The 26069-nt window shown below is 41.6% G+C and carries 26 protein-coding genes, 1 tRNA gene and 1 pseudogene; 20 read left to right on the top strand and 8 right to left on the bottom strand.

Features of this window, described 5'->3' with window-relative positions:
- Nucleotides 1–20: 20 nt before the first annotated feature.
- Both manA and G6R02_RS03420 read left to right on the top strand, forming a co-directional pair.
- The gene (manA, locus tag G6R02_RS03415) at nt 21–977 is read left to right on the top strand and encodes a mannose-6-phosphate isomerase, class I (protein WP_164667851.1); all 957 of its coding nucleotides are present in this window, start codon (nt 21–23) and stop codon (nt 975–977) included.
- A gap of 29 nt (nt 978–1006) precedes the next feature.
- Nucleotides 1007–1858 carry an ROK family protein gene (locus tag G6R02_RS03420; protein WP_164667852.1) on the top strand — a complete coding sequence of 284 codons (852 nt, stop codon included), beginning with the start codon at nt 1007–1009 and terminating at the stop codon, nt 1856–1858.
- A gap of 221 nt (nt 1859–2079) precedes the next feature.
- On the opposite strand, the gene G6R02_RS03425 is transcribed toward G6R02_RS03420, so the two are convergent.
- Both G6R02_RS03425 and G6R02_RS03430 read right to left on the bottom strand, forming a co-directional pair.
- Nucleotides 2080–3057 carry an NAD(P)H-quinone oxidoreductase gene (locus G6R02_RS03425; RefSeq protein WP_164667853.1) on the bottom strand — a complete coding sequence of 326 codons (978 nt, stop codon included), beginning with the start codon at nt 3055–3057 and terminating at the stop codon, nt 2080–2082.
- Between the two features lie 12 nt (nt 3058–3069).
- Nucleotides 3070–3462, bottom strand: coding sequence for a ribonuclease HI family protein (locus G6R02_RS03430; RefSeq protein ID WP_164667854.1), 393 nt, complete (start codon nt 3460–3462; stop codon nt 3070–3072).
- 245 nt (nt 3463–3707) lie between these two features.
- On the opposite strand from G6R02_RS03430, the gene G6R02_RS03435 reads away from it, so the two are divergent.
- Nucleotides 3708–4157, top strand: coding sequence for a hypothetical protein (locus G6R02_RS03435; RefSeq protein ID WP_164667855.1), 450 nt, complete (start codon nt 3708–3710; stop codon nt 4155–4157).
- 35 nt (nt 4158–4192) lie between these two features.
- On the top strand, nt 4193–5071 hold the full coding sequence (locus G6R02_RS03440; RefSeq protein ID WP_164667856.1) for an NAD(P)-dependent oxidoreductase: 879 nt from the start codon (nt 4193–4195) through the stop codon (nt 5069–5071).
- A gap of 19 nt (nt 5072–5090) precedes the next feature.
- On the opposite strand, the gene G6R02_RS03445 is transcribed toward G6R02_RS03440, so the two are convergent.
- The 3 genes from G6R02_RS03445 to G6R02_RS03455 are packed head-to-tail and all read right to left on the bottom strand — an operon-like array spanning nt 5091 to nt 9357.
- The gene (locus G6R02_RS03445; protein WP_164667857.1) at nt 5091–5471 is read right to left on the bottom strand and encodes a carboxymuconolactone decarboxylase family protein; all 381 of its coding nucleotides are present in this window, start codon (nt 5469–5471) and stop codon (nt 5091–5093) included.
- 1 nt (nt 5472) lies between these two features.
- On the bottom strand, nt 5473–7107 hold the full coding sequence (locus G6R02_RS03450; protein WP_164667858.1) for a thiamine pyrophosphate-binding protein: 1635 nt from the start codon (nt 7105–7107) through the stop codon (nt 5473–5475).
- A 21-nt stretch (nt 7108–7128) separates the two neighbouring features.
- Nucleotides 7129–9357, bottom strand: a complete 2229-nt coding sequence (locus G6R02_RS03455) for an EAL domain-containing protein (protein ID WP_164667859.1) — start codon at nt 9355–9357, stop codon at nt 7129–7131.
- A gap of 300 nt (nt 9358–9657) precedes the next feature.
- Here G6R02_RS03455 and G6R02_RS03460 point away from each other — a divergent pair, with 300 nt between their 5' ends.
- The 3 genes from G6R02_RS03460 (at nt 9658) to G6R02_RS03470 (ending at nt 12459) form a co-directional block, all read left to right on the top strand.
- Complete coding sequence (locus G6R02_RS03460; protein WP_164667860.1) at nt 9658–9975, top strand: DUF3870 domain-containing protein; 318 nt, start codon at nt 9658–9660, stop codon at nt 9973–9975.
- Between the two features lie 161 nt (nt 9976–10136).
- Nucleotides 10137–11303 (top strand): DUF819 family protein, encoded by a 1167-nt coding sequence (locus tag G6R02_RS03465; RefSeq protein WP_164667861.1) that lies wholly within the window; start codon nt 10137–10139, stop codon nt 11301–11303.
- A gap of 97 nt (nt 11304–11400) precedes the next feature.
- On the top strand, nt 11401–12459 hold the full coding sequence (locus tag G6R02_RS03470; RefSeq protein ID WP_164667862.1) for a dipeptide epimerase: 1059 nt from the start codon (nt 11401–11403) through the stop codon (nt 12457–12459).
- 148 nt (nt 12460–12607) lie between these two features.
- Here the strand turns inward: G6R02_RS03470 and G6R02_RS03475 are convergent, their stop codons facing one another.
- Nucleotides 12608–13129, bottom strand: coding sequence for a GNAT family N-acetyltransferase (locus G6R02_RS03475; protein WP_164667863.1), 522 nt, complete (start codon nt 13127–13129; stop codon nt 12608–12610).
- A 222-nt stretch (nt 13130–13351) separates the two neighbouring features.
- Between G6R02_RS03475 and G6R02_RS03480 the strand changes: the two genes are divergently transcribed.
- From G6R02_RS03480 to G6R02_RS03490, 3 genes are all read left to right on the top strand, one after another.
- The gene (locus G6R02_RS03480; protein ID WP_164667864.1) at nt 13352–13561 is read left to right on the top strand and encodes a hypothetical protein; all 210 of its coding nucleotides are present in this window, start codon (nt 13352–13354) and stop codon (nt 13559–13561) included.
- 147 nt (nt 13562–13708) lie between these two features.
- Nucleotides 13709–14101: an aspartate 1-decarboxylase gene (gene panD / locus G6R02_RS03485; protein WP_164667865.1), complete on the top strand. Its 393-nt coding sequence runs from the start codon at nt 13709–13711 to the stop codon at nt 14099–14101.
- A gap of 475 nt (nt 14102–14576) precedes the next feature.
- Nucleotides 14577–15221 carry a transcriptional regulator gene (locus G6R02_RS03490; RefSeq protein ID WP_164667866.1) on the top strand — a complete coding sequence of 215 codons (645 nt, stop codon included), beginning with the start codon at nt 14577–14579 and terminating at the stop codon, nt 15219–15221.
- A gap of 287 nt (nt 15222–15508) precedes the next feature.
- On the opposite strand, the gene G6R02_RS03495 is transcribed toward G6R02_RS03490, so the two are convergent.
- A tRNA-Ala gene (locus G6R02_RS03495) sits at nt 15509–15581 on the bottom strand.
- A gap of 54 nt (nt 15582–15635) precedes the next feature.
- On the bottom strand, nt 15636–16106 hold the full coding sequence (locus G6R02_RS03500; RefSeq protein ID WP_164667867.1) for a hypothetical protein: 471 nt from the start codon (nt 16104–16106) through the stop codon (nt 15636–15638).
- A 298-nt stretch (nt 16107–16404) separates the two neighbouring features.
- Here G6R02_RS03500 and G6R02_RS03505 point away from each other — a divergent pair, with 298 nt between their 5' ends.
- The 10 genes and pseudogenes from G6R02_RS03505 (at nt 16405) to ulaA (ending at nt 26068) form a co-directional block, all read left to right on the top strand.
- Complete coding sequence (locus tag G6R02_RS03505; protein WP_164667868.1) at nt 16405–16638, top strand: AbrB/MazE/SpoVT family DNA-binding domain-containing protein; 234 nt, start codon at nt 16405–16407, stop codon at nt 16636–16638.
- A gap of 46 nt (nt 16639–16684) precedes the next feature.
- Nucleotides 16685–17566 carry a UTP--glucose-1-phosphate uridylyltransferase GalU gene (galU, locus tag G6R02_RS03510; RefSeq protein ID WP_164667869.1) on the top strand — a complete coding sequence of 294 codons (882 nt, stop codon included), beginning with the start codon at nt 16685–16687 and terminating at the stop codon, nt 17564–17566.
- A gap of 182 nt (nt 17567–17748) precedes the next feature.
- Nucleotides 17749–19299: pseudogene (gene pruA / locus G6R02_RS03515) on the top strand (L-glutamate gamma-semialdehyde dehydrogenase).
- Between the two features lie 162 nt (nt 19300–19461).
- Nucleotides 19462–20634 (top strand): tryptophan synthase subunit beta, encoded by a 1173-nt coding sequence (gene trpB, locus G6R02_RS03520; RefSeq protein WP_164667870.1) that lies wholly within the window; start codon nt 19462–19464, stop codon nt 20632–20634.
- Between the two features lie 398 nt (nt 20635–21032).
- Nucleotides 21033–21749: a GntR family transcriptional regulator gene (locus G6R02_RS03525; RefSeq protein ID WP_246202508.1), complete on the top strand. Its 717-nt coding sequence runs from the start codon at nt 21033–21035 to the stop codon at nt 21747–21749.
- Between the two features lie 130 nt (nt 21750–21879).
- The gene (locus G6R02_RS03530) at nt 21880–23043 is read left to right on the top strand and encodes an SIS domain-containing protein (protein WP_164667871.1); all 1164 of its coding nucleotides are present in this window, start codon (nt 21880–21882) and stop codon (nt 23041–23043) included.
- A gap of 69 nt (nt 23044–23112) precedes the next feature.
- Entirely contained in the window at nt 23113–23562 is a 450-nt protein-coding gene (locus G6R02_RS03535; RefSeq protein WP_164667872.1) for a PTS sugar transporter subunit IIA, read from the top strand.
- Nucleotides 23563–23574: 12 nt separating this feature from the next.
- Nucleotides 23575–24309 carry a sugar isomerase domain-containing protein gene (locus G6R02_RS03540; protein ID WP_164667873.1) on the top strand — a complete coding sequence of 245 codons (735 nt, stop codon included), beginning with the start codon at nt 23575–23577 and terminating at the stop codon, nt 24307–24309.
- A gap of 14 nt (nt 24310–24323) precedes the next feature.
- The gene (locus G6R02_RS03545; protein WP_164667874.1) at nt 24324–24602 is read left to right on the top strand and encodes a PTS sugar transporter subunit IIB; all 279 of its coding nucleotides are present in this window, start codon (nt 24324–24326) and stop codon (nt 24600–24602) included.
- Nucleotides 24603–24688: 86 nt separating this feature from the next.
- Nucleotides 24689–26068 carry a PTS ascorbate transporter subunit IIC gene (gene ulaA / locus G6R02_RS03550; protein ID WP_164667875.1) on the top strand — a complete coding sequence of 460 codons (1380 nt, stop codon included), beginning with the start codon at nt 24689–24691 and terminating at the stop codon, nt 26066–26068.
- Nucleotide 26069: the final 1 nt, after the last annotated feature.

Raw genomic sequence — 26069 nt, forward strand, 5'->3', positions numbered from 1 at the left:
AGGGATCTGGAGGTAATGAGATGTATAACGAACCGATTTTTTTACAGCCGGTTTTTCAGGAACGAATCTGGGGCGGTCAGAAATTAAAGACAGAATATAATTATGATATTCCTTCCAATCAGACTGGTGAGGCATGGGTGATTTCTGCTCATCCAAACGGACCGAGCGTTATTCAGAATGGCCCTTTGAATGGTCGTACGTTGGAAGAAGCCTGGAGGGAACATGGAGAGTTATTTAATAAAACCAGTGATAATGATGAAGCATATCCACTGCTTGTCAAAGTATTGGATGCTAATGCAGATTTGTCGGTACAGGTGCATCCGAATGATGTGTATGCTCAACATGAGGAAGGACAGCCATACGGGAAAACAGAGTGCTGGTATGTACTGGATGCGGAGCCGGATGCAGAATTGGTGTTGGGACATCATGCTGTATCCAGGAAAGAATTGGAGCACATGATAGACAAGGCTGAATGGGACAGGCTATTACGACGTGTGAAGGTGAAGCCTGGTGATTTTGTTTATGTTCCAAGCGGGACTATTCATGCAATTGGTAAAGGAATTGTCATTTTGGAAACACAGCAGAGTTCAGACATTACTTATCGTGTTTATGATTATGACCGAATGGATGCTGCAGGAGAGAAGCGGGAGTTGCATTTGAAAAAAGCCAAGCAGGTGACTTCCGTTCCACATCGGGATTCTGATTTACAGGAGAATGAGGAGACAACCGGCAGCTTGGTAATGAAAAAACTTGTTGAAAATGATTATTTTGGGGTAAGTCATTGGCAGTTGGATGGTGAAGCAACATGTGAGTTAACCGAGGATTTTCTGCAGGTGAGTGTGATTAAAGGTGATGCTGTTTTGAGTGTGGCAGGAAAGCGATTCGACATTGAAAAAGGAATGCATTTTATTTTGCCTAATGGGCTGGATGAATACACGTTATCAGGGGATGCGGAGTTTATTGTATCGTGGGATTAATTGGGAGTTGAATAAAGGAGGGGAAGCATATGCTGATTGGTGGAATTGAAGCTGGTGGAACTAAATTTGTCTGTGCTGTCGGTGATGAAGATGGAAAAATCATTGATAAAATCAGTCTTCCGACAGAAGGGCCGGATGAAACACTTCAGGCTGTTGAAGAGTTTTTTGCAAAATATCCGATTGAAGCATTAGGTGTTGGGAGTTTTGGCCCGGTTGATTTGAATGCTGATAGTGATACATATGGATCGATTCTGAAAACACCAAAGACGAAATGGAAGCATTTTGATTTACTGGGGAGGCTTAAAGCGGACTATTCTGTACCGGTTTATTTGGATAATGATGTCAATGTGGCTTGCCTGGGTGAATATTTATATGGCGCAGGGAAAGATAAATCAAGTGTGCTCTACATAACTGTTGGCACAGGAATAGGCGCAGGATTTGTGCAATACGGAAATACCTTTCAGGGCAACAATCATCCGGAAATGGGACATATTTTTATCCAACAGCGTGAAGATGATCGATTTGACGGCATTTGCCCATATCATGGGAATTGTCTGGAAGGACTTGCCTCAGGACCGGCAATCGAAGCCCGGTATGGAGTACAGGGTAAAATGCTGCAGGATAATGCCGACGTTTGGGAGCTTGAAGCGTATTATTTAGCGCAGGCGATTGTGAACTACATATTGATTTTATCTCCGGAGCGGATCATTTTGGGTGGAGGAGTCATGAAGCAGACGAAGCTGTATTCAATGATTCGTGAAAAGGTTCTGGAAATGGTAAATGGTTATGTAGAAGTCGGAGATGTTGAAAAAATGATTGTGGCTCCTGAACTGGATGATGAGCAAGGGATAAAGGGTGCGATGGCTCTTGCGTTAAGGTGAAGGGAGGGGAGGAGCACCCTCGACGAGTAAGTCAGGACAGTCGACGCGCGAGTTTAGGTGCTTTTTGCGCGAGTTGAGGCGATTTCGCGCGAGTCGGGACAGTTGGTGCGCGAGTCGAGGCAATTTCGCGCGAGTTTGAGCAGTTGACGCGCGAGTTGATGCAATTGTTGCGCGAGTCGAGGTGATTGACGCGCAAGTTAAGGCGATTTATAAGGAATCTATCAATCCACCCTCAACACAATCTTTCCAATATTTTTATTGCTTTCCATATGTTCATGCGCCTGTTGGATTTGCTCGAAAGGGAATATGCGATCAACAACCGGCCTTATTTTCTCATCTTTAAAAAGGTGCAGTACGTTGGATGCAAAATCAGCAGTAAGGTCAGCTTTGTATTGGTCACTTCTCGGGGTAAGCAATGTTCCGGTAAGCTGAATCCGTTTTGCCATCAGTTCCATTAAATTGACATGCTCGACTTCTGCTCCTCCCAACAGGCCAATCAGCACCCACCGGCCATCGACTTTTATACTGGCGAGATTTTTTTGCCAGTATGATGCGCCGATGAAATCAAGAATCAGATCGACACCTTGATTATCAGTTGATTTTAAAACTTCTTCATCAAACTGCTGCTCTTTATAATTAATACCTGCGTCTGCACCGAGTGACCGTGCGAAATCGAGTTTTTCTTTTGAGCCAGCAGTCGTAATCACCTTGGCGTTGCTGATTTGTTTTGCAAGCTGAGTAGCAGCTGTCCCTACACCGCTCCCGCCGGCATGGATCAATACTGTTTCGCCTTTACTTAACTTGCCGAGCCAAAATAACGTTTGATAGGCGGTCAAAAATACTTCGGGGATGGCTACGGCCTGTTCAAATGACAGATTTTCCGGGATTCGCATTGCCCGGTCGGCCGGCATTACAGCATATTCCGCATATCCGCCACCATTTACGAGTCCCATAACGGCTGTGCCTGGTTCCACATCCGTTTCCGCACCTGCTTCGTCGACGATGCCGGCAACTTCAACACCTAGAATCGGTGTGTCCAAATATCCGGCTTTATTTTCCCGATTTAATATGTCAGTTCTGTTAATCGCAGCTGCTTTTACTTTGATGAGTAATTCGTTCTTTTTGGGCTCAGGTTTTGGCTGTTCTGTGACACTTAATTGTTCTGCTCCACCCGGCTCTTTGACAATAATTGCTTTCATGATCATCCTCCTTCATTTTTGCTTTTGAATTGCTTGTCTTGCCAGCCTGTCTGCGTGGCCATTCTGTTTTTCGGGAATCCATTTGATAAAAAAATATGAAAAACTGCCCGCTGCCTTGCGTATTTCGGCTAGCATTGGGATAAAGCGTTCGTTTTTTGTGAAACCTTTTTCGATTACATCGACTGCAAGTTTTGAGTCTGATCGGAATGACAAAATTTCGCCGGGGAACTGCTTGTTACAGATTTCCAGCGCTTTTAAAACAGCATGAAATTCCGCTTCATGGTTGGACATTTCACCAAGCGGAACAGAATATTCATATTTTTGTCCATTCGCCTTGATATAAATCCCGGCTCCACTGATTCCAGGGTCTCCGCTTGAGGCACCATCAGTGTAAACTTCAATCAATAGAATTACTGCCCCCTTCATCTAGGAGTTGGTTGGTTTTATTATAACAAAAAGATATAGAAAATCCTGAAATTGCAGTTTGTTTACCATGCTTATTTTTATTTATTATATAGTAATAATGCTATTTTAAGAAAGTGCATCTGACCGAAAATTGAAATTTAGCTAATAGCGTTTAAAATCTTTTCAAGGTATAATGGAAGCAAATAAGAGAGACGTTGAGTTGAGAATGGAGGGGAGGGAAAAGCATGGAAGAAACATTGAAAGAAATTCTCGATAGGATGACAGAATTGCGTAATGATGTAGGTGGAATGCGTACGGATTTAAATGGACTGCAAGCAGATATGGGTGAAATGCGTACGGACATTAATGGCTTGCAAAAGGATATGGGGGAAGCGCGAATAGATATAAATGGTTTGCAAAAAGACATAGGGGAAGTACGAATAGACATAAGTGGTTTGCAGACAGATATGAAAGGTGTACGTACAGACATAAACGGCCTGAGAACTGATGCAGGTGAATTAAAAGAAGGGCAAATCAGGCTGGAAAATAAACTATCTGAATTGAATCAGGATGTGGTAAATAACCTCGGTGAATACACGGAGATGGTTGATAAATATGTTGATGATAAGACAGAAGCTCTGAATAAGAGAGTTTTTAAAGTTGAATCACAGATAGAAACGATAAACAGACAGTAGAGTTAAATCTTTAGATGGGGACGGTGTGAAGATTTATGCTTTCAAAGAAATCCACTATTGGACTTATCGGTACTGGAGTTATGGGAAAAAGTATGGCGCGGAATTTGCAAAAGGCCGGATATTCGACCAGTGTGTTTACCCGAACAAAAGAAAAAGCCCATGAATTATTAGAGAATGGTGCTGCCTGGAAGGAGTCGGTTGCCGAATTAGCAAAAACATCTGATGTTATCATCACAATGGTCGGTTATCCGTCAGATGTGGAGAGGGTTTATTTTGGCGAGGATGGAATAATCGAAAAAGCCAAAGCAGGTACATATGTGATTGATATGACAACATCCAAGCCGGCTCTTGCCACGGAAATATTCCAAAAAGCTAAAGAAAGAAATATCCATGTATTAGATGCGCCTGTATCCGGTGGTGATGTTGGAGCGAAAAACGGGGCGCTCGCCATCATGGTCGGCGGTGAGCGGGAAGTGTTTGATGAAGTTCTTCCTTTATTCGAAGTTATGGGTGAAAATATAGTTTTGCAGGGCGATGCCGGTGCCGGTCAGCATACTAAAATGGCAAATCAGATAGCGATTGCCACGAATATGATCGGTGTTTGTGAAGCAATTGTCTATGCCAAGAAAGCAGGGTTGGATCCATCACGTGTCCTCGACAGTATTTCAACGGGTGCTGCAGGCAGTTTTTCTTTATCAAAATTGGCACCACGAATGCTTGAAGATGACTATGCCCCAGGATTCTATGTGAAGCATTTTATTAAGGATATGACGATTGCATTGGAATCTGCACAGGAAATGGGATTATCGACGCCGGGACTGGAGCTTTCCCTAAAATTGTATAAGAGGCTTGCGGAAAAAGGGGAAAGTGACAGTGGAACGCAGGCGTTGATTAAGTTGTTTGAAGAGAATTAAAAAGACGAAGGGGAAAGCTCTACCCCTCGTCTTGTTCGTTAAATATTCTATCGGCCATCTGCATTGCCTGGACGGCTTTTGGGAACCCGGCGTATCCTGTTAGGTGGATGATGATCTCGACAATTTCCTTTTGCGTCAAACCAATCTTTAATGCTGCACGCAAATGAACTTCAAGCTGTTCAAAAGCCCCCTGTGTAATCAATGAGCTGAGTGTAGCAATTTGCCGTCGCTTTAGTGGTAGTGCATCCCTTGTATATAGGCCACCAAAGCCGAATGAGACAATCATATCCCAGAGATCGGGTGACATTTCCTTCATTCTTTTCATTTCATTAAGTGTTTCTTCAGGGAACATTTCTTCCATTGTATCGATGCCTGCGTCGTATCTTTTATTATTTTCCATTTTATTGCCTCCCCATGGTTGGTGGGATTTCGTTTTCATCAACTAACACTTCCACAAGAACCGGTTTGTTCGTTTCGTTAATCATATGTAACGCAGTCCCGATTTTATCTGCTAATTCAGATGGATCCAGACATGTGAATGCTTCAAGTCCCATCGATTTGGCAAAACCTGCTGCATCCAGTGGAGTTTCATAAACACCGCCGATCGATGTGCCGATCATTTTCTGCATTCCTTTTTCCACCATGTCCAGCCTTCCATTATTTAAAACAATGAACAAGACAGGTGAATCATAGTTATATGCAGTTGAGAGTTCGGTTCCGTGCATGAACATACAGCCATCACCGGCTAAACAGACAATCGTTTTGTCGGATGCGGCCAACCCTGCGCCGACAGAATAGCCGATACCATTTCCCATTGCCCCGAAAATATCGTCAAAGAAGTAAGTTCCGGGTTCATAAATATCATAGTGCTGAATGCCGTAGAACGAGTGGCTGCCGTCATCACCAAAAACAACCGTATCATCTGGCAGGGCATTTCGCATGACTTGTAATGCTGAAACTGCTGACATGCGCTCTCCAGGATTATTTTCCGTTACTTCAAATTCCCGCTTAGGCGTTAAAAATTCTGCGCTGTTCGGTTCGGGCTTATCTTTCAAAATTGCACGCAAGTTGGACCGAATATCCCCAAGAACAGGAGTAGTCGGCACATTAATCGATTTGCCGACAAACGTCGGATCGTAATCAAAATGAATGATTTGCTCCGGATACATTTCTTCCGTCACAGCGGGTATTGACATGTCACTCAGTTTTGTTCCGATTACGATTAATGTATCAACACCCTTGTTGAGGTATTCCGTCGCTTCCACTGTACCGCCCAGTCCGAATGCCCCCAATGATAATTTATGGTTAGAGATAAACGTGCCTTTTCCGCCTGGTGTTGTGATAACTGGGATGTTCCACTGTTCAGCAAGCTGCTGCACTTCTTTATATGCCCTGCTGGAGTGGACACCTTTTCCTAAAAATAACAGTGGACGCTTGGCTGCACTTATTTTATCAACGACACTATCAAGGTCAGGAGAAATCATTTCTTTCGGTTCCGGCAGTTCCAATTCAAATGGCTCGATTTCTTCCAGTAAAATATCAAACGGAATGTTCAGATGAACAGGACCTTTTACACCAGATATGGCTTTTTCAAGCGCATGCTGGAGGTACATTTCCAGTTTGTCGCCCCGCTCGACCCGGGCACTGAATTTCGTTACCTTTTCGAACATATCCACCAGATCGGTCCCGAAAAGACTGGAGTCCTGTCCCATTCCTTTACCCGTATCTTTTACCGACGGATGGCCGGTGATGATCAATAATGGTACATTGAATGCTTTTGCCTGACCGGCAGCTGTAAATAAGTTGGTACCACCGGGTCCTGATGTACCTACAGCCACCCCAAGTTTCTGGTTCATCAATCCATAGCCGCCTGCTTCAAACCCACCACCTGATTCGTGTTTGCTTAATACAAACTCGATATCATAGTTTAATAGTTCAAAAAGGATGGGGGAGACAGCCTTGCCGGGAATTCCGAAAAGGTGCTCAATCCCCCAATTTTTAAAGTTTGCTGCTAACACAAATGCTGAAGTTTTCATTTCTCTGTAGCCCCCATTAAATTATTTTTCTACTTCTATATAATTCTCTTCGAATTCTTCAACAGGTACTGGCTTGCTAAAGTAATAGCCTTGTGTTTCGTCGCAATTATGTTCTATGAGAAAGTCCAGCTGTGCTTCGGTTTCCACTCCCTCTGCAATCACCTGCAGATTAAGGTTGTGGGCCAATGTAATAATTGCTTTTACGATGATTGCATCGTTATTATCTTCTATTATTTCCCTGACGAATGATTTATCCACCTTCACATAATCTATCGGATAATCTTTCAAATAGTTTAATGAGCTGTAACCTGTACCGAAGTCATCGATACTGACTAAAATCCCAATTGCTTTTAATTGCTCGAGCGCCTTCAGTGAATACTCATATTCCATTGCCATGTATTCGGTAATTTCGACTACAAGACATTCCGGATCAAGTCCTGTTTGATCCAAAACACACTCAATGTATTTAACAAGATCCTGGGTGATGAATTGCTGGGTTGATAGATTAACTGCAACTTTTAATGGTTTCATCCCGCTGTCCTGCCATTTTTTATTTTGGGTACAAGCTTCCTGGATTACCCACTCGCCAATTTCTGTGATCAGCCCACTTTCCTCAGCCAATTTAATAAACTTATCAGGAGAAAGGAGGCCAAGCTTCGGATGCTGCCATCTGATTAACGCTTCAACACCAACCAGTTCACCGGTTTTGTTGTTGATTTGCGGCTGATAATGCAGCACAAATTCATTATTTTCCAATGCTTTTCGTAAATCAGCTTCAAGGCGCAGTTCCTCAACCTTATCCACCAGTAATTCCGACGTGTAAACGACGTAACGGTTTTTGCCCAATGATTTCGCCTGGTACATCGCGTTATCCGCATATACCATTAGTCGCTCAGGTGTTATCGGATAGTCGGGATAAATGACGACGCCGATACTGGCAGTCGTATGTATTTCACTGTTTGCGACTTGAAATGGATCATTAAACTGATCCAAAATTTCTTCCGCTTTTTTTACAACGTAATCATCATTCTCAAAATCCTTAAGAAGGAAAATAAACTCGTCACCACCCATTCTGGCAATCAAATCATTTTCCCCAAGACATTTTGATAATCGCTTGCTTACTTCATTCAGGAATTCATCTCCGTTTGAATGACCAAAGTTATCATTAATTACTTTAAATCGATCAAGGTCGATAAATAACAGCGCCAGGTTTCTGTTATATCCAGCTTGCTTCTGATCGATCAGTAATTCAATTTCCTTCTTAATATATCTTCTGTTTGGCAGATTAGTAAGATCGTCATGATAGGCTAGGTAGTTATATTTTTCCTGTAACAGGTATCGGTCGGAAATATCCCTGAACTGCCCAAAGGCACCAACCATTTTATCTTCTTCATAGATAGGCTGCGCATCAAACAGGCACACAACCCGTTCGCCGTTGTCATTTGTAAACTCGAGTTCTTCGTTTTTAAATATAGCTTCCTGTTCGATTACTTTTTTAAAATAATTCCCGGTTAACTGGGACTCCTGGATATTTTCTCCTATAACAGATTCTTTACTGTTGCCGGAGATCTTTTGGGCGAAATCATTAAACTCCGTCGTGATTCCTTTTTCATCGGTGATAACAATCCCATTACTTGTTCGCTCAAGCATGATTTGATTCATGACATTCAACTTTTTGTTTTGTTTCCGCAGCAGCAGTTCTCTTTCAATCGAATCAACAGCCTGTGACAGCATGAGAATGAACAACGGGTTGTTATATTGAATCGGCATCATGATTGAAACACTGCCAAGCAGATTGTTGTCATCTGTGTAGCGGAAAGCAGTGCCATAACAGGCCATACTGTAGAGAGGTTTGTGGTAATGATGTTCGCCTATTAAAGTCACGGGATGTTCTTGTTGCAGGGCCATTGTTACAACATTTGTTCCAGTATCTTCCTCGACGAAAAGGCTTCCTATTTTAATCCCAAATTGTTCAATGGTAGACTTTATTGTTTCGTCACCGACAATATCCAGTAAGTATCCATTGGCATCAGAAATAACGATTAGTATTGGTGTTCCCTTTAATGAATCCAACAGCTTGTTTGAAAAAAAGCTTACAACTGATAGAATCTCGTTATAGGAATTTCTCTTATCCAGTAACTCATTTCCGGTTAAAAACGTTTTCGGACGGGCAATCACATCCGGATCCATTCCCATTTCCCTGCACTTACGTTTCGATTCAGTTATGTAATCAGGTTCTACGTTTTGCATATATTTCACTCCAAAGAAATTTCCTATTTATTCTAATACTTTAATATAAACCAAAATCACGAATTCTGTCAATTTGAGTCGAAAGATTTATAGATAGGTATTCGGTGGGGCAAAGGAACAGGGCCTCATTAGGAGCTTGTCCCTGTGTCTTCTTGTCATGTCGAATCTTGAAAACGTTTCCTCGCTATGGTAAGATAACCCTATATTCTCTGAAAGTGTTTACATTCCATAATGGTCATTTACCTTTTCCGGGTAAATCCCCATGTGGAGTCTGGTGGCCTTTCAAGGAGTGGACAAGCGTTGTACCATGAAAAAACAGTATATGTCGTCGGAGAGGCTAAATCTCCGGAAAATAATCCGATAACGAAGCAGTACGAAACATTTTTCGTCGGATTTGTCATTGATCGTACAAACGGTGAGATTATCGATGCCGAGTGTACCGCAGTCATCGGACTTACCAAAAAGTTTGTACAATCGTTATTTACCGGTCAGCACATATTGGATAGTGATCGAGTGAACAGCGCGATTGAAAACCGTTACCTGGGGTCTTCACAAAAGGCGCTAAATGTAGCGTTTAGACATGCGCAGAAGAAGTATGAACAAGCTTTTGGAACTTAATGATTTTTTAACTGCTTTATCTATCTATAACGTAGATAAAACCCAGTTGATAGTGATAATTATCCTGTCAGCTGGGTTTTTGTGATTTTATCAGAACTTTCTTAATGGTATAACGGTTGTCCTGGAGATAATACTACCAAGAAATGAAGGGAGAAATTTTTATGATTCAGGATGGGTTTTTATATTTGGGTCTGGTTATAGGAATTGCGGGTCTCATCGCCTACATTGAACATAGCTCAGATTCGAAGCTGTTTAAATATGTTCCGGGAATTGTTCTTATTTATATTGTCGGAGCGATTCTTAAAACGACAGGTGTCATAGGGGATACCGAGTCGATTGACAATACGTATGGGACGGTGCGTGATGCAATTCTGCCGGCGCTTATCCTGTTAATGCTATTAAACTGTGATTTGCGGAAATTGATTAAACTTGGGCCAAAAATGCTGATTGGTTATTTTACAGCGGTATTCAGCATTATTCTTTGTTTCACCGTGGTTTATTTGTTGTTCCAGGCTTTCTATGCACCGGAAACATGGCAGGCATTTGGTGCGCTGGCCGGAAGCTGGACAGGCGGGTCAGCCAATATGGTTATTATCCAGGGGATTCTTGAGGTTCCGGAAAATATTTTCGGTTATGCGCTTGTAATGGATACGATTAACTATTCAACTTGGGTAATGCTTATGTTCTGGTTGGTACCTTTCGCGGCAGTGTTTAACCGTTGGGTGAAAGCAGACACATCACACCTGGATGCAGTCAGCCGGGAGTTGGCTGAGGAACAGTTGGAAAGCGATAAAAAGAATACTTCATTCGTTTATTTAATGGGGTTATTTTCTATAGGGATTTTCGGATCTGCTGTGGCAACAAAAATAGGGAGTATGTTGCCTACCTATGGCGATATTGTCAGCGGACTGACGTGGACAATCTTTATCGTTTCGGTAGTTGGTGTGTTGCTTGCAATGACCCGTGTTTCTAAAATTCCGGGATCCATGGATGTTGCCAATGTACTGTTATATGTAGTGATTGCGCTAATTGCTTCCAGAGCAGACTTTACACAGTTGTTCCAGGCACCAATCTATATCGTGTCCGGATTTATCATCCTCGCTATCCATGCACTAATGATGGCTTTGGCAGCAAGACTGTTCAAGCTTGACCTGTTTACACTTGGTGTTTCCAGTCTTGCCAATATTGGTGGCATGGCTTCCGCTCCGCTGCTTGCAGGTGCGTACAACCGTGCATTGATTCCGATTGGTGTTGTTATGGCGCTGGCAGGATCATTTTTGGGAACTTATTTTGGACTCCTGACAGCACAAATTCTGTCCATGTTATAAAGCATTGTTCATATTAGGATGACTGCTTGAGTAAGATGGACTGAAAGAGCTGGAGGACAATGACTATTTGAGAAAATGCCTGAGGGGAGTAATTGTTGTGAAAATAACTGAAATGACAACGCAAAAAACGTCACTGCCATTGGAAAAGCCTTTTAAAACAGCGTTAAGGACAGTAACAAAAATTGAAGTAATTGATGTTATGGTTCAATTGGAAAATAGGGAAGTCGGCCGGGGATCGGCTTCCTCCACCTGGCAAATCACCGGAGAATCATTGATCAGCATACAGGCTGCGATCGACGGCCCGATCAAAAACGTACTGTTGGACCGTGATATTGAGGAACTGGAAGATATTTTGATGAAAGTGGATAGAAGCTGTGTGGCAAATACCAGTGCCAAAGCAGCCGTGGACATCGCTTTGCATGATGTGTATTGCAAGGTATTTGGTATTCCACTCCATCAGTATCTCGGCGGAGGTGCAGTATTTCCGGAAACCGATATGACGATTAGTATTGATGATCCCGCGGTGATGCAGAACGATGCAAAAGAACGAATTGGTCAGGGTTTTGATGTACTGAAAATAAAAGTCGGCAACAATGAGCGGGATGACATCGACCGTATTTTGAAAATCCGTGAAGCTGTTGGCCCTGATGTGAAGTTGCGCCTGGATGCCAACCAGGGCTGGAAATCGAAGCAGGCCGTGAAAATCATCCGTTATTTGGAGAAGAATGCCGGAATTGAGCTTGTCGAGCAGCCTGTTAAAGCGCATGATTTTGAGGGTCTGAAGTTTATTCGTGAGCGCGTTGACACACCGATCATGGCCGATGAAAGTGTTTTTTCACCATCTGATGCATTTCGATTGCTGCAACATGAAGCGGTTGACCTGCTGAATATTAAGCTGATGAAAAGCGGCGGGCTTCGTCGGGCAAGGCAAATTGCTGACATGGCGCAAAGTGCTGGCATCGAATGTATGATTGGCAGCATGATGGAGTCCCATGTTTCCGTTACAGCAGCCGCTCATCTTGCCTATGCACACAGTAATATTACCCGTTATGATCTTGATGCAGCACTTTGGTTGAAGGATCAGTCTGAACAGGGTGGAATTAAGTGGCAAGGTAAAATAGCTGAGTTGCCTGATAAGCCTGGTTTGGGGTTTTGACGCCTGAAGGAAATAGCAAAATTTGAATTGCCAATTGTGAACTTGAGCGAGTAAGTTGTGAACTTATGCGAAAATCCTGTGAACTTGAACCACGCAATAGCAGAAAATAAAATGGCAACCGCCCATCATATAGGGCGGTTGCCATTTGTTATTTGGACTGAAGTTTCCAATAATCCCGTTGGAAAATACTCATCATAACGGCATCATGATATTCACCATTTACAAAAAAATGCTCCTTTAGTTCACTCTCAACCTGAAAGCCGATTTTTTTATAAATATGAATAGCCTTCTCGTTTATTGTGATTGCATGTAAATAAACCTTATGCAGATTCAGCTTTAAAAAAGCATAATCCACCGCCAGCTGTGTTGCCGGCGATGCATACCCATTACCTTGTTGTTCCGGATCAATCATAATGGCGAACTCCGCATTGCGGTGCCTTTGCTCAATCGAATAAAGTGCTACAAGGCCCAGTCTTTCTTCATTATTCGTTAAAATAAACTGTCTTACTTTTTTATTTTCCTGGCTTTTTTCATATAAATCCTGCAGCTGTTCCATGGACATGTAGGGCTCACTAAACCAATAGTCCATCACATTCGGATCATTGTTCAGCTTATGCAGGAATTTCAGATCATCCTTTTCCAGTGTACGCAAGTGTAGGTCCTGGCTCATTTTGTTTACTCTCCCTATTGTTTATTTTTACATTGTCAAATAATAATACCAAAATTCGGGTTGTTCGTCACACAGAGATGGCTTGTTATTCCATGAAAAACATTAATACGATTTTGGATGTGATTTGGCAGAAAGAAATTAAAATTGAAGGAAACGTTTTTAGTTAAAATAAAAAAACTCTGTTTGCGTAAACTAACGGGAAACGTAAATGGAGGTTTTTTGATGGCAAATAATGAAAATAACAAAAGATATACAGCTGCGGGAACAGATATTGAAGCAGTCAAAGAACAGAGCCGTCGCTCCGGATTATCCTACAATGAAGCAAAAGAATGGATAGCCAGGACAACAGGCGGGCGTGGTACCAATGTTTTTAGTGATACGGATGCTGAAGAGGTGAAACGGAAAAATCAGCAATCGATGGATAATAAGTAAGAAGAGGGAGGTCCTGTGTTTTATTAGCCGGGGCCTCTCCTCATCCCTTCTCCAACCCCCGGACACATATTTACCAAAGGGCAGCATATGGTGGAGGATAGGTGTGTTATGATGAACGGGAAGTATATTTTTGGGGAGGTATATAAATTGCAACGTTTAATGTGCAAAGGAAAAATACATAGAGCAACAGTAACCGAAGCTGATCTGGATTATGTAGGAAGTGTAACGATAGACTATAAGTTAATGAAGGAAACGAACATAAAGCCATATGAAATGGTCCAAATTACCAATGTGCGAAATGCAGCCAGGTGGAAAACCTATGCAATACCAGCTTCAGAGGGTTCTGGGCGTATTTGTTTAAATGGCCCACCCGCACATTTATTTTCGCCGGAGGATATCGTCATTATCCTGAGTATGGGAATGATGACTGACGAGGAAATAGAGGGCCTGAAACCGCGTGTTGTTTTTGTTGATGAAAATAACCAGATTACCAGTGTTGAGGAGCATGATCTTCATTGGCCGGAGGGTGTGAAAATTTAATTTATATAAAAAAGTCTGGTGTGCTTTCCAGACTTTTTTTGATAACTGGTGTATTTTGGGACCACATTCCAATCAAATAAGACTAGCCCCTGTTCGTAAGGCGTAGATTACTTTGGTTAGAAAGGAAGAAAAGTATAACCAAAGCAGAGCTATAATACGAAAGGGGCTAGTACTGTTAAGTATAACTAAAATATGCAGCTTTAAACGTATATTTCTAAAAAATGAAATAAAGTTTATGTGGCGTTCAAGTTACCGAATTATTTGCTGCCAGTGCATTTTCCAATTAGTAATTGAGGATGCTTTAAAATCAATTGCCAATTGTGAATTGGTAAGGTATTATACAATTATCCGAAGGTCATTTCCGGAATTACCTCTTCTCCCTAATCTACTTTTTTACCACCAAAACTCCACGAACCTAACCATTCCAAATTGCTTTGTGACTGAATAAAACCCAATTTAAAAAGGATGTGCATACATGCAACCATTCGAACAAGCCATCGATGAATGGCTTCAAAAAAATATTTCTGAAGAAAAAAATCCTAGGAGACGGGAAATACTAAAGAAAGGATTGGGACATGGATCTGTTGAACTCCTCCGACGCGTTTGGTACCCCGCAGTTGGTAATTTCGATCATCTGTATCCGGAATGGGAGGTGCGCGATTTTAACGGCGGCTATCGCTACCTCGACCTTGCCTATATGCCGGGAGGTGCAAAGGGAGGAATTGAGGTCCAAGGATATGGCCCTCATGCAAGAGATCTGGATACAAGAAGGTTTAAAGATTTATGTTGGCGGCATTCCCTGTTAGCTTTGGATGGTTGGACATTTCTGCCTATCGCTTTTCTATCCATCAGGGATGAACCCCAGCGATGTCAGCAGTTAATCCTCGCTTTTATTGGTAAATTCATTTCAAGTGAAACACCATCCTCATTAACCCCAGCCGAAACAGAGATTATCCGATTTGCGCGACGTATATTACGACCATTTACACCTGTTGAAGTGGCCAATCACCTCAATGTGAGCGACCGCCACGCCAGAAGACTATTACGTAAAATGGTTGATTCCAAGAATTTAGAGGTAGAGAGTGGCGAAGAACGAGTGCGGAAGTATAGACTGAGGTAAGGAGGCGGGAAGAGTGGGATGGGGAGAACGCAGCGGACATCTATTCCGTTAATGAAGTGATTTTGGAGTGATTTTGGTATTTCGCGGACATATTTTCCGTTATCAGCCCCAAAATGATAGATTTAGATGTATTTTCAGCTAATAGCGGAAAATATGTCCGGATAACCATCTAAATAGGGTGATTTAGGAGAAATAACGGAAAATATGTCCACATGCAGCCATTGCGATAACCAAATCAGAAAAACACCATTCCCCGCCAAAGGAGAAATGGTGTTTTTAATTATTAATGGAGCATAGCGGGCTCGAACCGCTGACCTTCGCGCTGCCAGCACGACGCTCTCCCATCTGAGCTAATGCCCCGTTGAGTCCGTTAATTATTATATGACTTCTTGTGTTATTTTTCAAGGAGGAATTTTATAAAATCAAGTGTATTGCTATCAGAAAAAACAGTGTTATTCCAAGCCAAATATGAATCATCCGTTTTCGCACAGTCGGCCAGATTAACCGCAGCCAACCACTGGTTACCATACCAATCAGGACTAAACCGGTCAAAAGCCCGCTTATCATTTTAATGTTTTGCCAGTAAAAACCGCCAAAGCGGTCTATGACAAGCATGGCATGAATAATGATTAGGATTAGGGCAGTTGTGCCGATATACCTGTGAAACGGGACTATTTTCTTGGAAATGTTTGCTAATTTGATTTTTTTCTTTCGATCCGATGTGTTACGGATTGTCGAGAAAACGGCATGCCGCGTCCAGTTGAATAAAACCAGGAACAGTCCCAAAGCCCCAAATAATATATGTAATGGAATAGGGGTGTGGTCCGCAATTTTCCATATAGCAAAAACCAACAACACCAGATTAAAATAAAACCATTTACTCATAATAACCTCCAGGTGACTCGACTATTGGCGAATCGATTATATCACAGTAGGGGAGTGATGACCGCTGGAGGCTTGGTAATCTTTTGTGAAATATTATGCTCCTTCATATATATAATCGGATTTGGACGCTAAAAAGTGGCATAATTTATAAAAAATAATTTCCGGGTTTATGCCACCTTTTTGGCTTGAGATTCGATTGTAGTAGTGAAGGAAGTATTTTTATTTCGTACTATTCTAACAATGATTACTCATTTACGTTATAATGAATGTAATGATAAAAACGGAATGAGGTAATTAAATGGAAAGGAAAATAATTAAAGTTGGCAATAACTATGGAATAACCTTTCCAAAAGAGCTACTGGAAAGGGCAGGGATTTCTTATGGGGATAGTGTCGGGATTGAAATAAAGGATGACAGAATTGTTTTGTATAAAAAAGAGTTACCCGATGATATTAGTGATGATTTTTATGAAGTTTTGGAACGAAACATTACAAAACATGAGGAAACAATTCAGGAATTGATGGATAGGTAATAGTTAATATAAAAAAATAAACCATTCAAATTGGGGGTCAATTAAAATGAACACAGTAAAAAAAGCAATTATTCCTGCTGCCGGGCTGGGTACCAGATTTCTGCCGGCGACAAAGGCAATGCCGAAAGAAATGCTGCCGATTGTCGATAAGCCGACCATTCAATACATCGTGGAGGAAGCGGTGGAGTCCGGGATTGAGGATATCATTATTGTTACCGGTAAAGGGAAGCGGTCAATCGAGGATCATTTCGACATCAACTTTGAATTGGAAGAAAACCTGCTGAAAAAAGAAAAGTTTGATTTGCTGGGCGAGGTTAGACAGTCTTCCAAGTTGGACATTCATTACATACGCCAAAAAGAACCTAAAGGACTGGGACATGCTGTATGGTGTGCGCGTAAATTTATTGGCAATGAACCGTTTGCTGTTTTGTTGGGTGATGATATTGTTAAAGCGGAAACGCCATGTCTGAAACAGTTAATTAATCAGTTTGAAGAAACGCAGCAGTCGATTGTCGGGGTTCAGCAGGTACCTGATAATGAAACGCACCGCTACGGAATTGTGGAGCCAAACAGTTCGGAAGGCAGGAGATACCAGGTGGAAAACTTCGTGGAAAAGCCTGAACAGGGAACTGCCCCGTCGAATTTGGCAATCATGGGCCGTTATATTTTTACACCTGAAATTTTTTCTTATTTGGACAAGCAGGAAATCGGCGCCGGCGGTGAAATCCAGCTTACTGACGCAATTCAGAAATTGAATGATATACAAAAAGTGTATGCTTATGATTTTGAAGGTAAGCGATATGATGTTGGTGAAAAGCTGGGATTTGTGAAAACTACTATTGATATGGCTTTGGATAATGCAAATATTAGGGAAGAGTTACTTATTTATCTTAATGAGGTGCTGGAAGAACGCTCAAATATTCGCTGATTAGAAAGAAAACGCCCTTAATCCGGGAGAGAGTCACTCAAACCCGGGAGAGAATGACGAAAACCTGGAAGACAGAGTAACTTGCCATAAAATATTTTCCAATGAACTTCATTATGTTTAACCCGACCTCCAAAGGGAAATTTCATCTATAGGATGAATTATTTTCTCGAGGAGGTTTTTTTATGGTAGTTCCTTATACACACGAACCGTTTACAGACTTTAGTATACAGGAAAATCGTCAGCTCTACGAAGATGCACTCAGCAGGATTCGCCGCATGGATTTGGGAAAGGATTATCCGCTTGTGATTGGCGGGGAACATATCTATACCGATGATAAACTTGAATCGGTTAATCCTTCCAACAAGGAGCAAGTAATCGGGTATGCTTCGAAAGCAACGAAAGAGCACGTGGATCAGGCGATGGAAGCTGCTCAGGCTGCTTTTAAAGAATGGCGGGAATATACGCCTGAAGAACGTGCGGGTGTTTTGTTTAAGGCTGCAGCAATTGCCCGCCGGCGGAAACATGAGTTTTCTGCGATGATGTCGTATGAAGCTGGAAAGCCGTGGGGGCAGGCTGATGCGGATACGGCTGAAGGAATTGATTTCCTGGAATACTATGGCCGGCAGATGATTGAGCTTGGCAAGGGGAAAAAGATTAATGACCGGACTTTTGAACATAACTCCTATTTTTATCAGCCGCTTGGTCCCGGTGTTGCGATTCCGCCATGGAACTTTGCTTTTGCGATTGTTTGCGGGACGACGGTTGGTCCTATAGTTGCGGGGAATCCAGTGCTGTTGAAGCCGTCGGAAAACACTCCGGTCATTGCGTATAAGCTGGTCGAGGTGCTTTAAGAAGCCGGATTGCCAAAAGGTGTTGTGAATTTCGTCCCGGGTGATCCGGGTGAGATTGGTGATTATCTGGTTGACCATCCACAGACGCATTTCATTAATTTTACCGGTTCACGTGCAACAGGAACACGGATTTACAAACGTGCATCCGAGGTTCATGAAGGACAGACGCATTTAAAACGTGTTGTTGCTGAAATGGGTGGTAAGGACACGATTATAGTGGATAATGATGCGGATCTGAACCTTGCTGCAGATGCCATTGTCAACTCGGCGTTCGGGTTCCAGGGACAGAAATGTTCGGCATGTTCGCGAGCAGTTGTTCATGAGGAAGTTTACGATGAGGTTATTGAAAAAGCAAAAAAACTAGCAGAAAATGTAACGGTTGGCGATCCTGCCCAGGAAGATACGTATATGGCAGGCATCATCAATCAGAAACAGTTTGATAAAATTAAAAATTACATCGAACTGGGCAAGAAAGAAGGAAGACTCGTATTTGGCGGCGAAACCGACGACTCTGAAGGTTATTTTGTCTATCCAACGATATTCGCGGATCTGAATCCGAAAGCAACGATTATGCAGGAAGAAATTTTCGGCCCTGTTGTTGGATTTGCCAAAGCAAAAGATTTTGACGAACTGTTGGAAATAGCAAATAATACCGACTACGGACTGACCGGCGCCGTTATCTCAAATAACCGCAAACACTTGAACCGTGCCCGATATGAATTCCATGTTGGTAATTTGTATTTCAACCGTGGCTGCACAGCTTCCATCGTTGGCTACCATCCATTTGGCGGTTTCAAAATGTCCGGTACAGATGCCAAGGCAGGCGGACCAGACTATCTGTTGAACTTCCTTGAGGCGAAGACAGTGTCGGAAATGCTGTAGACCGTATTTGAAAAGTCGGATGCGTATCAACCGCTTCGACTTTTTTATATGAATTTATTATTTTCTAAAAATTCATTGCAAATTTATCTCAAAATGGTAAAATAGCTCCCAAGTATTCTTATTATAGAATACCAGTATAGTATAGAGGAGCTGAGTAGAGTTATGAGCAGTAAGCAAAGTGTAGCGGAGAAAGGATTTTTCGGGGAGTTTGGAGGCAGTTATGTTCCTGACGACCTGAACAAGGTTTTATCCTATGTGGCCGAGAAATTTGAGAAGTATCGGAATGACCCGGATTTTGAACAGGAATTTCGGTATTACCTGAAGGAGTTTGTCGGTCGCGATAATCCACTGACTTTTGCCGGGAATCTTACGGAAAAAATTGGTGGAGCGAAAATATATTTAAAACGTGAAGATCTGAATCATACCGGTGCCCATAAAATTAACAATGTTATTGGCCAGATTTTACTGGCAAAGCGGATGGGTGTTAAGCGGATTGTAGCAGAGACCGGTGCCGGGCAGCATGGTGTTGCGACTGCAACGGCATGTGCGATGTTCGGCATTCCATGTACGGTTTATATGGGAAAACTTGATACGAAACGCCAGAAATTAAATGTGTTTCGGATGGAGCTTCTGGGAGCGGAAGTTATCCCGGTTGAAAATGGCCAGGGTCGCTTGAAGGACGCTGTTGATGAGGCGTTAAATGACCTGGTGGAAAATCAGGAGAATACATTTTACCTGCTTGGTTCAGCCGTTGGACCGCACCCGTATCCAACCATGGTCAAATATTTTCAAGCTGTGATCAGTCAGGAATCAAAGCGCCAGATAATTGAAAAAGAAGGTAAACTTCCGGCAGCAGTTGTTGCTTGTGTCGGTGGGGGCAGTAATGCGATTGGTGCGTTTGCTCATTATATTGAGGAAAATGAGGTTCGTTTGGTTGGTGTAGAACCAACTGAAGCTTCGACGATTACGAAAGGTGAACCTGCTGTTATTCACGGGTTTAAATGCCTGACACTTCTCAATGAAGATGGGGAACCACAGCCAACGTATTCGATTGCAGCCGGACTGGATTACCCAGGTGTCGGGCCTGAGCATAGTCATCTTAAAACCAGTGGAAGAGCTGAATATGAAACTGTGACTGGTGATGAAGCACTTGAAGCTTTTCAGGAACTGTCCAAAGTCGAAGGGATTATTCCTGCACTGGAAAGTTCACATGCTGTCGCACAAGCGATTAAGCTTGCAAAGTCGCTGCCGAAAGAGGATTCGATTATTGTGAATCTATCAGGCAGGGGCGATAAGGATGTTGATCAGGTTTTTGAGATGATACAAAAACAATAGATTATTTAAGTATAAGCCGATGATCTTCTTGATGGAGTCGTCGGCTTTTTGTATCAAGTACATTTGATTATTAATGGTTCCTTTTTGTTGGGGGACATTTATTCCCCTATTACTCGAAAATAACTTCGTTTTAAAGTTTTGGCGGACATATTTTCCTTTATTTAGATAAATTTATGTCAAAATAGGATTTTTTTTGATCGATAACGGAACAGAAGTCCGTGGAATTACAAATACGCCGGACTTGACTGGAATAACGGAATATATGTCCGGATAAATTTTTTTCAAATGAAACCCTTTACAATTTATAAACCATATTTTATACTTATCTTAACTGGTCATAACCATATAACAATTTCTAATACCAGTTACCACATTTTTTGGGAGGTGGGAAGTGCGAATTGGATAAGAAGAGTAAGGTTCCACTGTATTTACAATTAATGGAGGACTTAATTAAGAAAATAGATGCTGGAGAATATCAGGTGGATGAGAAGCTTCCTTCCGAGCGTGAGTTGTGTGAACTCCATGACCTCAGCCGGATAACTGTAAGGCAAACGCTGCAGGAGCTGGAGCGCGAGGGTCATATTTATAAGCTTCATGGCAAGGGAACGTTCGTTTCGCCAAAAAGCTATAATCAAAACCTCGTCAAGCTTTACAGTTTTACCGAAGAAATGAAGGAAATGGGAAAAACACCTGCGACACAAGTTCTTTCGTTTCGTGAAATTGCATTGGATGAAAGACTGGCAAATAAGATGGACCTGACGCCATTGGATGAAGCTTTTCAAGTAGTCAGACTGCGGCTTGCTGATGACGAGCCATTAATGTATGAAACGTCCTATCTTCCAAAAAAGACCTTTCCACATTTGACCGAAAAAGACCTGGATGAACGTCCGATGTATGACGTGTTTAGCCAGGATTATCAGGTTGGTGTGACGAAAGCAGTTGAGCGGTTTTCTGCAACAAGTGTACGCAAGCAAGAGGCGGTACAGCTTGGAATGACCGCAGATCAGCCTGCAATGTTGATTAAGCGTTTTGCTTATCATAATGATGAATTGATTGAGTATACTATTAGTGTAGCACGTGGTGACAAGTTTGATTACACTGTCGAGTTAACCTAAAACTCTATTAAGTGAAGTGGTATTAACCGCTTTAATAGAGAAAACACTTAATAGAGTTATTTTTAAACAATAACTGGTAATGACAACATAACCACAATACACAATATAACAGCAAGATGGAGGAATAGAAATGTTTACGTTTACTGAGGAAGAATTGCGTTCCAAAAAAGCGATTCATACTGCATCGGAAATTTCCCAGCAGCCTGAAGTTTGGCAGGAGCTGACAGCATCACTTTCCGAACAAAAGGAATCATTAAATCATTTTATTAACTCGATTTATACAAAACACGAACATGTTCGTGTGATTTTCACAGGAGCCGGAACATCAGCATTTATCGGTGACACGATTGCACCTGTATTGTGCAGGGAAAATAAGGGGAATGTTCAATTTGATGCGGTTCCGACAACGGATATTGTTTCCAATCCCAAAGAATTTTTACAAAAAGATGTTCCAACTATTATGGTGTCGTTTGCACGCTCCGGAAACAGCCCGGAAAGTGTAGCATCTGTGGCACTTGGTGAACAGGTCGTTGAGGATTTTTATCAGGTGGTAATCACGTGCAATAAAGATGGACAGCTTGCCAGTAATACGAAAAATGATAAAAACTCAGTAACTATATTAACCCCGGATAAGGCACACGATAAAGGGTTTGCAATGACAAGCAGTTTCACTTGTATGCTGATAGCTGCATACACTCTGTTTACGTCAAATGATTTTGACAAAAATGTTGTTGCTGATGCGGAAAAATTGCTTGAAACTCTGCCTGCTAAAATCAATGAAATTATTGATTTTGATTTTGAGCGTATTGTTTATTTAGGATCAGGAATGCTGGGGCAGCTTTCACATGAAGCGGCACTGAAGATGCTTGAGTTAAGTGCCGGGAAAGTGGTGGCAGTACACGAATCATCACTTGGTTTCCGCCATGGTCCAAAGTCGATTTTAGACGAAAAATCAGCAGTTGTTGTGTTTATGTCACAGGACCCGTATACACGAAAATACGATATGGATATTTTGCGTGAGATTGCAGAAGATGATTCTGAAATGAAAGTAATTGCACTTACGGAGAAAGCGGATGCAGAAGTTAGTGAATTGGCTGATTGGACAATTTCAGTTACGAGCGGAAACGAGAGCTTGTCCGGAGATTTCCATCTGGCACTGCTTTATGTGATTTTTGCTCAGGCGCTTGCATTGAATAAATCACTGCAGCTTGGCATCACACCGGATAATCCGAGCCCGGACGGTCGTGTGAATCGTGTGGTGCAGGGTGTAACGATCTATGATTATGATGGATGAGAGAGAAGTATTTTTAAAGGAATACAGTTGAGGATGCAACATAATTTGCCGTAAAAAAGGAGTAATCCTATGATTAAAGAATTATTGACAGAATCAACGATCAGTCTTCAAGTGGAAGCAGCTGATTGGGAAGACGCTGGAGTTAAAGCAGGGGAATTACTATTAAAGAACAATTCTATTAAAGAAGATTATATCCAAAGAATGCTTGAGGCTGTTCATGAATATGGACCATATATTGTTATAGCGCCAGGCATGGCTTTGTTTCACGCAAGGCCTGAGGAAAGTGTGAATGAAATATGCTTAAGTATGATTACCTTAAAAAAACCAGTTGAATTTGGGGCAGATGGTAAGGACCCGGTAGATCTGGTATTTGCACTTGGGGCGATTGAACATGATTCGCATTTAAAAGCTATGGCTGAGCTGATGAAAATCTTACAGGATAATGAGCTGGTAAATGAGATTAAAAGTGAAACGAATGCAGAAAAAGTTTTAAAAATGATCTATGAAAAAGTAGAGTAGGAGGAACTCAACATGTTATACAAAGAATATTTTTCAAGTATTGAAAAGTCACTTGCGGAAATCGCAGAAAAGGAAAGCGAAAATATACTGAAAGCGGCTGCATTAATAGACGAATCCATAGAAAATGATGGAGTTCTTCATGTATTTGGGTGTGGGCATTCGCAAATGTATGCGATGGAGCTATTCTATAGAGCTGGCGGCCTAGTACCTGTTAACGCAATTTTGCCGCCTGCACTTTCACTTGCACCAACTGCTCCTTTAAGCACTTTTGCTGAAAGGCAAACAGGACTGGCGAAAGTGGTTCTTGATGCTGAAAATATTAAATCTCAAGACGTCATGTTAATTGTATCAACTTCGGGCAGAAATGCTGTACCAATCGAAATGGCTATTGAAGCAAAAAATCGGGGATTGAAAGTGATAGCATTAACTTCCATGTCATTTTCGAAAGAAGTAAGTTCCAGACATGAAAGCAATAAAAAACTTTATCAATTAGCGGATGTTGTGCTGGACAACCATGGTGAACCGGGAGATGCAGTATTAAAAACTCCTGGTGTGGGGTCAAAATTTGCACCGACTTCATCAGTGATTGGATTTACAATACTCCAATCAATCGTTGCCCAGGTTATTGGGAACCTTAGTCAGAAAGGTATTGAGCCGCCTATATATGTCAGTTCTAACCTTGATAAAGGAGATCAAATCAATAAGAAATTCATCGAGAAATATCGTGAAAGAATAAATTGCCTGTAGGGGGGGTGAGTGTAATGGAAATAATCACAGTTTGTGGAATGGGTTTTGGAACTAGTCTAATGCTTAAGATGACAGTAGACGATATCTTAAACGAAGAAGGTGTCAGAGCAGAAGTAAGCGCTTTAGATGTAGGATCTGCTAAAGGGAGAACTGCTGATTTAATAATGGCTTCAGCAGATTTAGAATCATCTCTTGAAAGTGTAGAAATTAGAAAAGTATTTATTAATAATTTGACTGATACTGAAGAAGTCCGAAGCAAACTATTGGAAGAACTAAAAGATATGGAAGATTGATAATTAAAGGTGTAAGCTATGGGATTCGTCCCAAGCTTACATCAAGTTCACCTGAAAACATATATTTGGTCAAAGGAGGAGTTAAGATGGGATTATTGCAAGCACTTGCTGAAATTATTACAGTTCCTGCTATTACTTTAGGTATAGTAGCCTTATTGGGGTTATTATTACAACGCAAACATATAACGGACATTGTTAAAGGCACAACTAAAACTATACTTGGAATTTTGATTTTAGGAGCTGGTTCTTCTTTAATTGTCACTAATTTATCCCCATTTGCTACCATGTTTGAGGAAGCATTTGGCTTAACAGGAGTGGTTCCAGTAGATGAGGCCGTAATTGCCGCTTTGGTTGATTCAGTTGCCGAAATTGGTAGAATGACCTCTTTTATACTGCTGTTCGGTTTTTTTATAAATATATTTCTTGCACGGGTAACGCCATTCAAATATATTTTCTTAACTGGTCATATGATGTGGATAATGGCTGGAGCCTTAGCATGGGCATTCCATGACTTAGGTGTTTCTGAGGTAAATGGTATTATTTTTGGATCTGTAATTCAGGGTATTGTATTAGTTACTCTACCAGCTATATCACAACCAATTGTTAGAAAGTTAACAGGAAATGATAAAGTTGCTTATGGTCATTTAACGACAACTGGTGTAGTTGCTTCTGCATATATTGGAAAGATTTTCGGCGACAAGACTAAGGATAGTGAAAAAGTTAAGGTACCTGAAAAATTAGATTTCTTTAAGGATACTGCTGTTTCCGTATCTTTAATAATGATTGTCATTTATCTTGTTACTGCAGTATTTGCAGGTCCAGAGTTGGTAGGAACCTTGTCAGATGGACAAAACTACCTGGTATTTAGTTTGTTAAAAGGACTTGGATTTGCTGCTGGTGTGTTAGTTTTGCTGCAAGGTGTACGAATGTTCTTGGGAGAAATTGTACCTGCGTTCAGAGGGATTGCTTTGAAAGCGGTTCCTGGTGCAAAACCTGCATTGGATGTTCCAATATTTTTCCCATACGCTCCTAATGCACTAATGCTTGGATTTTTGTTTTCTGTTATAGGGATGGTAATAGGGATGCTTGTTGCCACACTATTTGGCACAGTAGTTCCTCTGCCTTCTATTATTGGGGGCTTCTTCACTGGTGGAATGGCAGGAATATTTGGAAATGCTTTAGGCGGAAGACGTGGTGCAGTTGTTTCAGGAATAGTCTACGGATTAATACTAACAATACCGGTTGCTCTATTCTATCCATTGTTTGGTTTAGAAACATACGGGGTGGAAGGCTTAGCATTTCTTGTTCCAGACGGTATAATAGTATTAGCACTTATTAAACTGTTTTTCACATTGGAAATACCAATTGTTGGTTTTGTACTAGGATTAGTAGGATTCATAATCTTATGCGTATTATTTAGAAATAAAAATAATAAAGACCACATGGAAGAAACGAATGCTGGTTAAA

Origin of the sequence: Virgibacillus doumboii (assembly GCF_902806455.1) — a bacterium.
GTDB classification, from domain to species: domain Bacteria; phylum Bacillota; class Bacilli; order Bacillales; family Amphibacillaceae; genus Lentibacillus; species Lentibacillus doumboii.

Coding starts and splice junctions, on each gene's coding strand:
- manA (WP_164667851.1), top strand. CDS start 21: ATGTATAACGAACCGATTTTTTTACAGCCGGTTTTTCAGGAACGAATC.
- G6R02_RS03420 (WP_164667852.1), top strand. CDS start 1,007: ATGCTGATTGGTGGAATTGAAGCTGGTGGAACTAAATTTGTCTGTGCT.
- G6R02_RS03425 (WP_164667853.1), bottom strand. CDS start 3,057: ATGAAAGCAATTATTGTCAAAGAGCCGGGTGGAGCAGAACAATTAAGT.
- G6R02_RS03435 (WP_164667855.1), top strand. CDS start 3,708: ATGGAAGAAACATTGAAAGAAATTCTCGATAGGATGACAGAATTGCGT.
- G6R02_RS03440 (WP_164667856.1), top strand. CDS start 4,193: ATGCTTTCAAAGAAATCCACTATTGGACTTATCGGTACTGGAGTTATG.
- G6R02_RS03445 (WP_164667857.1), bottom strand. CDS start 5,471: ATGGAAAATAATAAAAGATACGACGCAGGCATCGATACAATGGAAGAA.
- G6R02_RS03450 (WP_164667858.1), bottom strand. CDS start 7,107: ATGAAAACTTCAGCATTTGTGTTAGCAGCAAACTTTAAAAATTGGGGG.
- G6R02_RS03455 (WP_164667859.1), bottom strand. CDS start 9,357: ATGCAAAACGTAGAACCTGATTACATAACTGAATCGAAACGTAAGTGC.
- G6R02_RS03465 (WP_164667861.1), top strand. CDS start 10,137: ATGATTCAGGATGGGTTTTTATATTTGGGTCTGGTTATAGGAATTGCG.
- G6R02_RS03475 (WP_164667863.1), bottom strand. CDS start 13,129: ATGAGCCAGGACCTACACTTGCGTACACTGGAAAAGGATGATCTGAAA.
- G6R02_RS03480 (WP_164667864.1), top strand. CDS start 13,352: ATGGCAAATAATGAAAATAACAAAAGATATACAGCTGCGGGAACAGAT.
- G6R02_RS03490 (WP_164667866.1), top strand. CDS start 14,577: ATGCAACCATTCGAACAAGCCATCGATGAATGGCTTCAAAAAAATATT.
- G6R02_RS03500 (WP_164667867.1), bottom strand. CDS start 16,106: ATGAGTAAATGGTTTTATTTTAATCTGGTGTTGTTGGTTTTTGCTATA.
- G6R02_RS03505 (WP_164667868.1), top strand. CDS start 16,405: ATGGAAAGGAAAATAATTAAAGTTGGCAATAACTATGGAATAACCTTT.
- galU (WP_164667869.1), top strand. CDS start 16,685: ATGAACACAGTAAAAAAAGCAATTATTCCTGCTGCCGGGCTGGGTACC.
- trpB (WP_164667870.1), top strand. CDS start 19,462: ATGAGCAGTAAGCAAAGTGTAGCGGAGAAAGGATTTTTCGGGGAGTTT.
- G6R02_RS03530 (WP_164667871.1), top strand. CDS start 21,880: ATGTTTACGTTTACTGAGGAAGAATTGCGTTCCAAAAAAGCGATTCAT.
- G6R02_RS03535 (WP_164667872.1), top strand. CDS start 23,113: ATGATTAAAGAATTATTGACAGAATCAACGATCAGTCTTCAAGTGGAA.
- G6R02_RS03540 (WP_164667873.1), top strand. CDS start 23,575: ATGTTATACAAAGAATATTTTTCAAGTATTGAAAAGTCACTTGCGGAA.
- G6R02_RS03545 (WP_164667874.1), top strand. CDS start 24,324: ATGGAAATAATCACAGTTTGTGGAATGGGTTTTGGAACTAGTCTAATG.
- ulaA (WP_164667875.1), top strand. CDS start 24,689: ATGGGATTATTGCAAGCACTTGCTGAAATTATTACAGTTCCTGCTATT.